We start from the raw sequence: 12,203 nt of genomic DNA, 5'->3' as shown, positions 1-12,203 counted from the left end.
GTCCGGGGTCTGTTAGCGAAAGTTCGCGGCAAGGGGAAGCGGGAAGGGGGCGGTGGGTTGAAACCCACCTTACTTTTCAGGGGCGCTGCCCCTCTGGCCCGTGCCGGGCCATTTACCCCGGAGTATTTGGGGCAAAATGAGAGTGGGGGTGTAAGGTGGGTTTCAACCCACCATCCCCGGTCACACGGTCCGGTCGATCCGTGTCGAGAGGTGGATCAGGCTTTCCATGACCTCGACCCCGTCGATCGCGCCGATCCGGTCCAGCGCCTCGTCCAGCGCCATGGTGTTATCTGTGCGCAGCTGGCAGGCCAGATCGAACCGGCCCGAGGTCGTGTGCACCCGTTCCACTGCAGGCAGCCGCCCCAGTTCCCGCAGCACGGCGGCCTGCGCCGTGGGCCGCATGTGGATCAGCACCGTGGCGCGGATCATGTTCCGCTCTGCCGCCTCGGTCAGTTTCACGGTATAGCCCGCGATTACCCCGGCCCGTTCCAGCCGGTCCAGCCGCGCCTGCGCCGTGGTCCGGGCGATGCCCAGTTTCGTCGCGATCTTGGCCACGGGCAGCCGGGCATTGGCCCCCAGAAGGGCCAGTAGCTGCCGGTCGATTTCATCAAGTTCCGTCATACTGACAAGGCTAACGTCGAAATGACCAAAAATACAAACGATTTGCACAAAGTGCTGCGATGAATCGACCAAGACCTGCTGCAAAGTAAAAGAAAACCAGCAGGCAGGTTCCGACAATGTTGCAGCGCCCCCTTCTTCCGACCGATCCGATCAACTGGCTGGCGGCCACCCGGCCCGATGTGCCGGTGCATTTCTTTTCGCCCGTCGCCCTGCGCGATCGGCTGTGCGCCTTTCAGGACGGCTTTCCCGGCATGGTGACCTATGCGGTCAAGGCCAACCCCTCGCGGCTGGTCCTGTCCGAACTTTGCGCGGGTGGGATCGAAGGGTTCGACGTCGCCTCACCACAAGAGATCGCGACGATCCGCAAGATCTGCCCGGGTGCTGTACTGCATTACAACAACCCGGTTCGGTCGACCGAGGAGATCGCGGCGGGGATTGCCGCCGGGGTTGCATCCTGGTCGGTTGATGACAGGGCGGAACTGGACAAGCTAATCGCCGCCGGGATCGGCGGAGAGGTGGCGGTGCGGTTCAAGCTGCCGGTCGCCGGCGCGCATTACGATTTCGGGGCCAAGTTCGGCGCCGAGGAGGCCGAGGCCGTGGCGCTCTTATCCCGTGTCGCCACGGCCGGCCTGACCCCGGCGCTGACGTTCCATGTCGGCACCCAATGCGGTGATCCGGAGGCCTATGCCACCTATCTTGCCGCCGCCGCGCGTATTGCCCGCGCCGCGGGCGTTCAGGTGGCCCGGGTCAACGTGGGCGGCGGGTTCCCGTCGGCCCGCAATGGCCAGCCGCTGGACCTGACCCCCTATTTCGACGCGATCCGGGGCGCTCTGGCCCACTTCGAAACGCCACCAGCGCTCGTCTGCGAACCGGGGCGCGGGTTGGTCGCGGACAGCTTTGCCTATGCGGTGCGGGTCAAATCCCTGCGGTCGGGCCGCGCCTATCTGAACGACGGTATTTATGGCGGGCTGTCCGAATTCCCGTCGATGGTGTTGCCCGCGTTCCGAGTCTTCGCGCCCGAAGGCACCACGCGGGCTGCCGCGTCCACGGCCCGGATCGTCTTTGGCCCGACCTGCGACAGTCTTGATCAACTTCCCGCGCCGCTCGACCTGCCCGGTGACCTGGCCGAAGGGGATTATATCCTGTTCGGGTCCATGGGGGCCTATCTGACCGGGGTTACGACCCGGTTCAACGGCTACGGCGCCCGCGACACGGTCGAGGTGGCGCGGCTTTAGGGCTGCACCACCGCCGCTGTCCATTCGTTCAGGAAACGCTGCCGTTTCAGCGGGTCGACGAAGACCAGAAGCCCGGGGTCCAGCCGGATCGGACGCAGGTAGGGGTCGGCAGCAAGCGCCGCCTCTGAAATCGGGGGCAGGCCGGTTTCCGATGCGATGAGTGCCTGCCCATCCCCGGACAACAGGAAATCCACGAAAGCCCCGGCCGCATCCGGGTTGGACGCCGTGCGGGGGATCAATGCGGTCCGCAGCAGCACATGGGTGAAATCCTCGAAGGCGACGATCCGCGCGTCGCCGTCCGGGTCCAGCTGCGCCTCGGCGTAGGATCCCAGCACGTTATAGGCCAGCGCAAGATCGCCTGATTGCACATCGGCGATCATCGCGCCGGTGGTGTCATAGAGGCGGGGCGACAGGCCGCCCATCACCTCGGACAGCCGCCAATAGGTATCGGACTGACGAGCGTCTTGCGTGGCAAACAGGTATCCCGCGCCCGACCGGTTCGGGTCATAGGTGCCGATCCGCCCGTCGAAGGCCTCTGGCCGGTCGCGCAGGGTGCGGATCAGGTCGGACCGGGTGCGGGGCAGGGGGCCGTCAAAGGCGCGGGCCGAGGCGATCATCACCACTGGTTCCTGCGCAAAAGCAAAAAGCTGATCCCGCCAACGGGCCCAACCGGGCAGGGCCTGCGTGGGCGCACTGCGGTGCGACAGGGCAAACCCGTCATTGGCCAGCTTCATTTGCAGGTCCATCGCTGAGGACACCGCAAGGTCAAAGGCGGCCCCTTCATCGTGCAGCGCCTTATAAACCTCTTGCGTGCTGGCCACGGTGTAGTGAATGGGCACATCTGGATTGTCGGCCTGAAATGCGTCCAAGAGGGGCGCGAAAATCTCGGTGTCGGTGGTCGACAGGATGTGCAGGGGGGCAGCAGGTGCACCAGACGGGGCGGGGAACAGCTGTTCCTCTTCCACGTCGAAGGCAAGGGCCGTCCGGGGCAGGGCCACGGTTGCCGCGACTACAAGGGCAGCGATAATTCGGCGCATGTGCCACCTCCTTCCCGTTCGGTGATGCGGAACTCTCCGCCCTGGGCGCGGGCTACCTCGCGCACGATGGTCAGGCCAAGGCCCGATCCCACCACATCGGCCACGTTGGTGCCGCGCCGGAACCGGCCCGTCAACTGCGTCGTGCGCGCGCCCGACAGCCCGCGCCCCCGGTCCAGCACGCGGATCACGGCCCGCCCCCCGTCGGTGCCGACCGTAACGTCGACAGACCCGTCGGGCAGGGAATATTTGATCGCGTTGTCCAGCAGGTTGCGCAGCGCGGATTCGACCAAAAGCCGGTCGGCGGTGATCTCGACCGGCGGGGCGCAAAGGTCTGTCGTCAGGTCGATGTCGCGGATGTCGGCGGTCGGTCCGAAACTGTCCGACATGTCGCGGGCCAACTGGCACAGGTCGATCCGTTCCTCGGTCCGCTGGTCGGTGCGATAGACGACCGCCGCATGGTCCAGCAACTGGCCCGCCGACCGGGCGCTGTCGTCGGCGGCGCGGATCATCGCGCGCAGGCTGTCGCGGGTGGATTCGTCATCGGTTTTGCGCAGGGCAATCTCGGCCTGGGTGCGCAGGGTGGCCAGCGGTGTGCGGATATGGTGGGCGGCCTCTGCGATAAAGGTTTCGGTCCGCGACAGGGCCCCCGACAGCCGCGCGATGAACCCGTTCAGGGCCCGCACCAGCGGCGCAAGTTCCGACGGAACCGGCCGTTCGACCGGGCGCAAATCATCCGGGCCGCGCCGCCCGACAGCTTCGGCCAGCCGCTGCACGGGGTTCAGGACCGACCGCGCGGTGATGACGGACAGCACCGCGGCAAGGGCAAAGAACCCCAGCCCCAGCAGCGCCGCCCGGTTGGCCATCTGCGCGACAATCGCGTCCTTGGCACCGCGCGTCTGGGCAACGATCACCATGACCTCGGTATTGCGCCCCTCGACCAGCACCGACCGGACGACCGCCGCCGCCCGCACCTCGGACCCATCGTAGGATGTGGTAAAGAACCGGGGGTCCAGCCCGCTGCCCGGCGGGCTTTCGGGCAGGGCAAGGTCGGGGTAGCCGGTGACCGTCTCGCCGCCCACAAGGATGCGGTAGAACACCCGGTCCTCGCCGATGGACCCGAGCATGGAAAAGGCGGTGTAGGGGATGTCGATGGACACCCCGTCCTCGCCGCCGCGCAATTCCTCGGCAATGGCGATGGTGGCCGCGCCAAGGATGCTGTCCTGCGTGGTTTCGACCGCCGTATCGGCCACGCCCCGGACGGACAGATACAACAGCCCCGAAAGAACCGCCGCCACGATCAGCAGTTGCACCACCAGCTGGCGGCGAATCGATCCCCCGGTAGCGGGGCGGAGATGGGGGCGGTTCACCACCCGCCTAATCCGCCACCAGCCGATATCCGACCCCGCGCACCGTTTCGATCCGGGCCGCCGATCCGTCCAGCTTCTTGCGCAACCGGCCCACGTAAACCTCGATCGCGTTGTCGGTCACAGCCTCGGTTGCCGAGAACAACCGGTCGCACAATTGGCCCTTCGAATAGATGCGGCCGGGGGCGGCCAGAAGGATCTCGAACAGGCGCAGTTCGCGGTTGCGCAATTCCCGCTCCGCCCCCGCGACACGGACCGTAGCCGACAGCGGATCGAACGTCAGATCGGCAAAGCTGACCGAGGGGGAAGATGTGCCCATGCGCCGCCGCAGAACCGCGCGGACACGGGCCTCCAGTTCATTGAAATCAAAGGGTTTCGTGACGTAGTCGTCCGCGCCTGTATCCAGCAGGGCAACCCTGTCCGATACCGCCGACCGGGCGGTCATCACGATCACCGGTGTGTCTCGCTTGGCCCGTCTGTGGGCGGCAAGAAAATCGCGTCCGTCCCCATCGGGCAACATGATGTCCAGAAGGATCAGGTCATAGGTCGCTGCGGCCAGATGGTCCTCTGCCTCGGACAGGGTTCCGGCGATATCCACCCCATGCCCGTCCAGCGCCAGCCGGTCCGCGACCGACCGGGCCAGATCCGGGTTATCCTCGACCAGAAGAAAGCGCACGCGGTTCTCCCTTGCCTGAAAAAAGTGCGGCGGTGACAGGTTGGTGTCAGGTTGGGGGCGAAGTCTGCATTCCGCAAGGGGCGCTTTGCCCTCCCGGAGGAAGGGGGGCCGCGCCACCCGCTGCTTTGGAACTTTGGGAGGAAACCAATGAACAAGACCCTACGCGCCCTTCTGACGGGCGCCGCCCTGTCGATCACCGCCAGCACTGCCTTTGCGGCCGAATGCATCGCGCCCGCCAACCCCGGCGGCGGCTGGGACTTCACCTGCCGTCAGGTGGGCAAGCTTCTGTATGATCTGGGTCAGGTCGACAGCCCTGTGCAGGTCACCAACATGGCCGGTGCCGGTGGCGGGCTTGCCTTTGCCCATGTGGTCGCCGAACGCGCCACTGATGCCGAACTGATCGTCGCCGCCTCTTCCGCCACCACAACCCGCCTTGCGCAACAGGCCTATGGCGATGCCAGCGCCGATCAGGTGCGTTGGGTCGGGGCCATCGGTGCCGATCCGGGCGTGATCGTCGTGGCGGCAGACAGCCCGATGCAGTCGCTGGATGACATGGTCAACGCGATCAAGGCCGATCCCGGTTCGGTCGCCTTTGCCGGTGGCTCTGCGGCGGGCGGGTTCGACCACATGAAGCCGCTGATGGTGCTTCAGGCCGGTGGCTTCTCGGACATCACGCAGGTCAAGTATATCGGCGTCGATGGTGGCGCGGATGCAATCACCCAGACCGTGGGCGGTTTCACCCAGGCCATGACCGGCGACATGTCGGAAATTGTTGGCTTCCTTGAATCCGGTGAAGTGCGCGCCCTTGCGGTGCTGACCGAAGAACGCGTCCCGGGGTTCGAAGACATCCCGACTGCGATGGAGCAGGGCTATGACGTGGTCGCCGTGAACTGGCGCGGCTTCTATGTCCCGCATGACATCTCGGACGAAGAGTTCGACGCATGGGCCGCCAAGATCCAGGCCGTCGCCGACAGCCCGGAATGGGCTGAAACCATGGCCGCCAACGGTCTTGCCCCCTTCACCAAGGTGGGTGGTGACTTCCAGGGCTGGGTCGATCAGGTGATCGCCGATACCGAGGCGTTGAGCCGCGAGATTGGTGTGATCCAGTGATGAAAACCGACCGCATCTTCGGAGTGGTCGTGATCCTGGGGGCGCTCGCGTATATCGCGAGCGCCTACAACCTGCCTCCGGGAAGCCTCTTCGACAAACTTGGACCCAAAGCGTTTCCGATCGTGATCGGATGCGGGCTGCTGCTTTTTGCATCGGCCATGATCCTGCGTCCGGACGACAACCCGGTGTGGCCTGAACCCCGGACGGCCCTTTCCATCGCGTTCGCGGCCGTTGTCCTTCTTGTCTATGCCTATGCGCTAAAACCGCTCGGTTTCCTGCTGCCAACAGCGGTTGCCGCCTCGATCCTCAGTTTTCAGATCACGCCCAAACCCGTTGCTTCGGTGCTGACCGGGGTCGGCCTGTCGGTCGGCCTGTTCGTGATCTTTCGCTATGTACTCGGGCTCAGCCTGTTCGCAGTGCCACGCGGATTCTTCGGCTAGGAGAAAAAATGGACTTCTTCGCTAATCTTGCGCTGGGTTTCAGTGTCGCCTTGTCGCCCTACACTCTGATGCTGGCGGTCATGGGGTGCTTCATCGGCACCATCGTAGGCGCCTTGCCCGGACTTGGGCCGTCGAACGGGGTCGCGATCCTGATCCCGATCACCTTCACCATGGGGCTGGACGCCACCGCCGCGCTGGTGCTGCTGACCTCTGTCTACTACGGCGCCATGTATGGTGGCCGGATCAGTTCGATCCTCCTCAACATCCCTGGCGATGAACCGGCAATGATGACAACGCTGGATGGCTATCCCATGGCCAAGGCAGGCCGGGCCGGGGACGCGCTGGTGATCTCCGGGGTCGCGTCGTTCGTGGGCGCGCTTCTGGCGACTCTCGGTCTTGCCCTTGTTGCCCCATACCTTGCCAAAATTGCATACAGGTTTGGACCCGCGGAGTACTTTGCGCTTTATGCACTTGCGTTTGCGACCCTTGGGGGCATGGCTTCGAACAATCAGGCCAAGGCAGCGATTGCATCCTTTATCGGTTTGGCAATTGCCCTGGTCGGCATCGACAATAATGCCGGGTTCGAGCGGTTTACCGGCGGCAACATGCATCTATCTGACGGGATCGACTTTCTGGTGGCCATCGTGGGTCTGTTCGCCGTGTCTGAGGTGTTCTTTTTCATCGAGAGCCATGGAAAGGGAACCGCAGTCGGGATCAAGCTCGGAAAAGTCATTGTTCCGTGGAAGGAGATCTGGTCGACACGCTGGACCATGCTTCGGTCCTCTCTGGTCGGCTTTATCGCGGGCGTTCTGCCCGGGGCGGGGGCTTCGCTCGGCTCATTCCTGACCTACATGATGGAAAAAGCCATTGCCGGTCCCAAGGGCGGGTTCGGAACCGGGGTGGCCAAAGGTGTCGCAGCGCCCGAAGCGGGCAACAACGCCGCCGCTGGTGGGGCGCTGGTGCCGATGCTGACGCTGGGCGTGCCCGGATCGGGGACCACGGCGGTTCTGCTGGCCGTGCTGATGACGCTAAACATCACGCCGGGCCCGACGTTGTTTCGCGACAACCCGGATGTTGTTTGGGGGTTGGTGGCATCGCTTCTGATCGCGAATTTCGTCCTTCTGGCGATGAACGTGCCGATGGTGAAGATCTTCGTGAAGGTTCTTTCGGTGCCTCCGGCGGTTCTGATGCCCGGTGTAACAATGGTGTCTTTCGTCGGAATCTACTCGCTGTCGGGAAGCTACTTTGATCTACTTCTGATGATCATCTTCGGCATGGTGGGCTATATCTTCCGCAAGATGGATATTCCTACGGTGCCGGTCATTCTCGGTATTCTGCTGGGCTATCAGATGGAAAACAATCTGCGGCACGCGATGACACTTTCCGGTGGCGAATGGACCTACCTGTTCTCGTCGAGCATTGCCATTGTCTTGTGGCTGTTCGCGGTTGCGGGCTTTGTCGCACCGTTGTTCCTGCGAAAGTTTATTCGCAGGCCTCCAGCGGTCACCGACTGATGCCAACCCGCGTCCTCATCCCTTCGGGCGCGCTGGGCCTCGGCTATGATGCCGAGGCCCTTGCCCGTGGCATCGCCCTGAACCCCGACCTGATCGCCATCGACGGCGGATCGACCGACAGCGGCCCGTCCTACCTTGGGCGGGGCGTGTCGAAATATTCCCGTGCGGGAACCAAGGCCGAATGGAAGGGCCTGATCGAAGCGCGGGCACAGGCGGGCTGTCCGCTGGTCATCGGCACGGCAGGCACCTGCGGCACCGAGAGCACTGTCGACTGGTTTCTTGATATCACCCGCGAATGTCTGGCCGAACTGGGGCAGACCGCCAAGATCGCCGTCTTGCGGTCTGAACAGAACCCGACCGAGGTCGCCAAAGCCTTTGCCGCCGGGCGGGTTGCCGCCCTGCCAGCCGCGCCCGAGATCGACGCGATCCTGATCGAAAGCTGCACCCATATCGTGGCCCTTGCCGGGGCCGAACAGATCGCCGCCGCGATCGACACCGGGGCCGAGATCATCATCGCGGGCCGGACCACCGACACGGCCACCATCGCGGCCCTGCCCCTGATGCGGGGCGATCATGCCGGGGGCGCGTGGCACGGGGCGAAGATTGGGGAATGCGGCGCGCTTTGTGCCACAAACCCGCAATCCGGGGTGATCGTGATCGACTTTGACGCGACCGGGTTCACTGTGACCCCACTGGCCGACGGGGCCTATTGCACGCCTCATACCGTGTCGGCGCATATGCTTTACGAAAACTCTGACCCCTTCATCCTGCATGAACCGGGCGGGCATCTGGATGTGACCGCCGCGCGTTATGTCCAGAAAGACGACCGGTCGGTTCGGGTGGAGGGATCGGTCTGGGTGCCGTCGGACCGCTATACCGTCAAATTGGAAGGGGCGCGGACTGCCGGGTTCCAGACCATCCTGATGGCCACGATCCGCGACCGTCGCTATGTCGAAAACATCCATGCCTGGTGCGAAGACATTCTGGCCAAGCACGGGGCGCGGGTGCAGAACCGCCTTGGCCTGTCACCGGAGGAGTTCAGCGTGGAACTGCGGGTGATCGGGGTTGACGCGACACTGGGCAAACTGGAAAACCGCGCCGCGCCGCCGGTCGAGGTCGGGGTTCTGGGGATCATCACCGCGCCCACGCAGGACCGCGCCAACGAGATTGGCAAACTGCTGAATCCCTTCCTGCTGCATCATCCGCTGACGCGGGAAGAGGAGCAGCCGACCTTTGCCTTCCCCTTCTCCCCGGCCGAGATCGACCGGGGGGCGGCCTATGAATTCTGCCTCAATCACGTTCTGACCCTGTCCGACCCGATGGAAGCCTTCCGGCTGGAGGTGATCCATGCCTGAACTGGGACAGATCGTTGAAAAGGTGCGGTCCAAGAACGCGGGGCCGTTCTGGTTGACCGTCGATATCTTCTGCGGCTCGCCAGAGGCATTCGCAAGGGTCAGCGCGGGCCTTTCCACCGACCGGATCGCGGCCCTGTTCAAGGTCGATCCGGCGCTGCTCAAGCGGTTTGATATCCCAGACCTGAACGTGGTGAAATTCTCCATGCCGCGCCCGAAGGTGCAGGGGATGGCGGAGGACAGGGACATGCACGGCGCGGGCTGGGCCCCGCTTCTGGCCGAGTTGGACCTGAACTGACCCTGCGGGGCTGGACAGTGCCGCCCCGCCCGCTACGCTACTGGCAAGTCAGACGGGGTGCTTGGGCAAGATTTCCAACGATACCGTGCTTCGCCCCGGCCTTTCGTAGACAAGGCCACGCGCCGTCCGCCCCCATGGGCGGCGCGTTCCGCGCCACCCGCGGACGGCTGGTACAGAGTGGTATGGTCGAAACAAACTGCACAAGGTGCCCTCAATAGAAGAGCGGACAAGAGCACATGGAAAAATTCGGGCGCAGCAAATCGGTAAAACGGGTCGAGGATATCCGGTTCCTGACCGGGCAGGGCCGTTATGTGGACGACATCGCGCCCGATGGCGCGCTGGTGGCCTATGTGCTGCGGTCGCCCATGGCGCATGGGGCCATCACTGAACTGGACGTGGCCGACGCCCGCGAGGCGCCGGGCGTGCGTCTGGTGCTGACCGCCGCCGATCTGGAAGCGGCGGGGCTGAACATGGGCCTGAAAGGCAGCCGCGCCACAAACCGCGACGGAACCAAGGGCGCCGCGCCCGAACGCCCGCTACTGGCCCGCGACCGGGTCCGCCATCTGGGCGAGGCGGTGGCGATGATCGTCGCCGACACCATGGCAGAGGCCCGCGATGCGGCCGAGATGATCCTGCTGGATATCGACGAGGCCGACCCGCATCTTGGCCTTGCCCCGGGCGGCCCACAGATCCACGCCGAGGCCCCGGACAATATCGCCTTTGACTGGGGGTTTGGCGAGGAGGCCGAGGTCGAGATGGCGATCGCCCGTGCTGCCCGCGTTGTCCGGGTCGAGATACCCGACAACCGGGTGATCGTGAATTCGATGGAACCGCGCGGCTGTTTCGCGGAACCCGAAGGCGACCGGCTGCATGTCTCGGTCAACGGGCAAGGGGTCTGGGAATCGAAAAAGGATATCTGTTTCCACCTGAAGCTTGACCCCACGCTGGTCCGTGTAACGAACCCCGATGTCGGCGGCGGTTTCGGGATGAAAGCGATGCGCTATCCCGAAATGGTGCTGGTGGCCCATGCGGCCCGCGCGTTGGGCCGCCCGGTTCGCTGGATGTCCGACCGGACCGAAGCGATGCTGTCCGACAATGCCGGGCGTGACCTGACCTCGACCGCGACGTTGGCCTTTGACGCGGGCAACCGCATTATCGGCTACAAGGTGGAAAGCATTGCCAATATGGGCGCCTACAACAGCCAGTTCGCCCAAGGTATCCAGACAGAGCTGTTCACCAAGGTCGCGCCGGGCACCTACGATATCCCGGCCATGTGGCTGCAATGCACGGGCGTTTATACCAACACGACACCCGTCGATGCCTATCGCGGCGCGGGCCGGCCCGAGGCGATCTTTGTGCTGGAACGGGCCATGGATCAGGCCGCGCGAGAACTGGGGGTCGATCCGCTGGACTTGCGGCGGATCAATTTCATCAGGCCCCACCAGTTTCCCTATACCACCCGCGCCGGGGTCACCTATGACGTGGGCGATTTTGCCCGCGTGCTGGACCGGGCCGTGGAAAAGGCGGATCTGCAGGGCTTTGCCGCGCGCCGCGCCGACAGCGCGGCCAAGGGCAACCGACGCGGGATCGGGCTGTGCTATTACATCGAAAGCATCCTTGGCGACCCCGAGGAAACGACCCGTGTTGATTTCAACGCAGACGGCACCGTGTCGGTCTTTGTCGGCACCCAGTCGAACGGGCAGGGGCATGAAACCGTCTATGCCGCCTATCTGTCCGACCAGACCGGCATCCCGATGGAGGCAATCACCATCGTGCAGGGCGACAGCGACCTGATCGCGACGGGTGGCGGCACCGGCGGGTCGCGGTCAGTGACCGTTCAGAACACGGCCACGCTGGCCACGGTGGGGCAGATCATCGAAACCTTCACCTCCTTTCTGGCCGATCACGAAGGGGCCGTCGCGGGGACCATCCGCTTTGACGATGAACGGTTCCGCATTCCGGGGTCAAACCTGACCCCGACCATGCTCGAGGTGGCCGAGATGGCCCGCGCCGCTGGCCGGACCGACCTTCTGTCGCAATCAAAGACCATCCGTCTGGACAACCGGTCCTTCCCGAACGGCGCGCATCTGGCCGAGGTGGAGATCGACGGAGAGACGGGACAGGTCACGCTTGCCCGCTATACGGTCGTTGACGACTTCGGCAACCTGATCAACCCGATGCTGGCCGAAGGGCAGGTGCACGGCGGGGTGGCGCAGGGGGTGGGGCAGGCCCTGACCGAGTACGTCGTCTTTGACGACAGCGGCCAGCTTCTGACCGCGACCTTCATGGACTACGCCATGCCGCGGGCCGATGATCTGCCGATGATCTCTTTCACTTCGGAACCGACCCCGTCGCTTTATAACCCGCTTGGGATGAAAGGCTGTGGCGAGGCCGGGACAGTCGGCGCGCTGGCCGCCGTGACAAACGCGGTGATCGACGCGCTGGACGGAAAACAGGCCCATATGCCGTTCACACCGCAGCGGGTCTGGCAGGCCATGCAGGGGCTGTAACGCAGGCTCACGCGGTTTTTCATGGATTCTTCAGCCGGCTTGGGCA

Annotated in this window: 11 protein-coding genes; 7 read left to right on the top strand and 4 right to left on the bottom strand. The window is 64.5% G+C overall.

The window, feature by feature from the left end; all coding sequences use genetic code 11:
• Positions 1-180: 180 nt before the first annotated feature.
• On the bottom strand, positions 181-621 hold the full coding sequence (locus U3648_RS09875; protein ID WP_420859065.1) for an Lrp/AsnC family transcriptional regulator: 441 nt from the start codon (positions 619-621) through the stop codon (positions 181-183).
• 116 nt (positions 622-737) lie between these two features.
• Between U3648_RS09875 and U3648_RS09870 the strand changes: the two genes are divergently transcribed.
• Complete coding sequence (locus U3648_RS09870; protein WP_420859064.1) at positions 738-1,856, top strand: type III PLP-dependent enzyme domain-containing protein; 1,119 nt, start codon at positions 738-740, stop codon at positions 1,854-1,856.
• Here U3648_RS09870 and U3648_RS09865 read toward each other — a convergent pair.
• The 3 genes from U3648_RS09865 to U3648_RS09855 form a co-directional block, all read right to left on the bottom strand.
• Complete coding sequence (locus tag U3648_RS09865; RefSeq protein ID WP_420859063.1) at positions 1,853-2,893, bottom strand: ABC transporter substrate-binding protein; 1,041 nt, start codon at positions 2,891-2,893, stop codon at positions 1,853-1,855. The two genes, U3648_RS09870 and U3648_RS09865, sit on opposite strands and share 4 nt — an antisense overlap.
• Positions 2,866-4,206 (bottom strand): sensor histidine kinase, encoded by a 1,341-nt coding sequence (locus tag U3648_RS09860; protein ID WP_420859062.1) that lies wholly within the window; start codon positions 4,204-4,206, stop codon positions 2,866-2,868. Before U3648_RS09860 ends, U3648_RS09865 begins: the two co-directional genes overlap by 28 nt.
• A gap of 61 nt (positions 4,207-4,267) precedes the next feature.
• Positions 4,268-4,933, bottom strand: a complete 666-nt coding sequence (locus tag U3648_RS09855; protein WP_420859061.1) for a response regulator transcription factor — start codon at positions 4,931-4,933, stop codon at positions 4,268-4,270.
• A 147-nt stretch (positions 4,934-5,080) separates the two neighbouring features.
• Between U3648_RS09855 and U3648_RS09850 the strand changes: the two genes are divergently transcribed.
• From U3648_RS09850 to U3648_RS09825, 6 genes are all read left to right on the top strand, one after another.
• A complete protein-coding gene (locus U3648_RS09850) occupies positions 5,081-6,043 on the top strand; it encodes a Bug family tripartite tricarboxylate transporter substrate binding protein (protein ID WP_420859060.1) in 963 nt (320 codons plus the stop codon).
• Entirely contained in the window at positions 6,043-6,483 is a 441-nt protein-coding gene (locus U3648_RS09845) for a tripartite tricarboxylate transporter TctB family protein (protein WP_420859059.1), read from the top strand. The genes U3648_RS09850 and U3648_RS09845 overlap by 1 nt, the downstream gene beginning before the upstream one ends.
• An 8-nt stretch (positions 6,484-6,491) precedes the next feature.
• Positions 6,492-7,997 (top strand): tripartite tricarboxylate transporter permease, encoded by a 1,506-nt coding sequence (locus U3648_RS09840; RefSeq protein WP_420859058.1) that lies wholly within the window; start codon positions 6,492-6,494, stop codon positions 7,995-7,997.
• Positions 7,997-9,352: an acyclic terpene utilization AtuA family protein gene (locus U3648_RS09835; protein ID WP_420859057.1), complete on the top strand. Its 1,356-nt coding sequence runs from the start codon at positions 7,997-7,999 to the stop codon at positions 9,350-9,352. Before U3648_RS09840 ends, U3648_RS09835 begins: the two co-directional genes overlap by 1 nt.
• On the top strand, positions 9,345-9,647 hold the full coding sequence (locus tag U3648_RS09830; protein ID WP_420859056.1) for a DUF4387 family protein: 303 nt from the start codon (positions 9,345-9,347) through the stop codon (positions 9,645-9,647). Before U3648_RS09835 ends, U3648_RS09830 begins: the two co-directional genes overlap by 8 nt.
• A 236-nt stretch (positions 9,648-9,883) precedes the next feature.
• Positions 9,884-12,157 (top strand): xanthine dehydrogenase family protein molybdopterin-binding subunit, encoded by a 2,274-nt coding sequence (locus tag U3648_RS09825; protein ID WP_420859055.1) that lies wholly within the window; start codon positions 9,884-9,886, stop codon positions 12,155-12,157.
• The last annotated feature ends 46 nt before the right edge of the window (positions 12,158-12,203 follow it).

The organism is Marivivens marinus, from assembly GCF_035969385.1.
In the GTDB taxonomy this organism is placed as follows: domain Bacteria; phylum Pseudomonadota; class Alphaproteobacteria; order Rhodobacterales; family Rhodobacteraceae; genus SELP01.
Note: the sequence above shows the minus strand (reverse complement) of the source record. Positions and strands in the feature narration are given on the sequence as shown.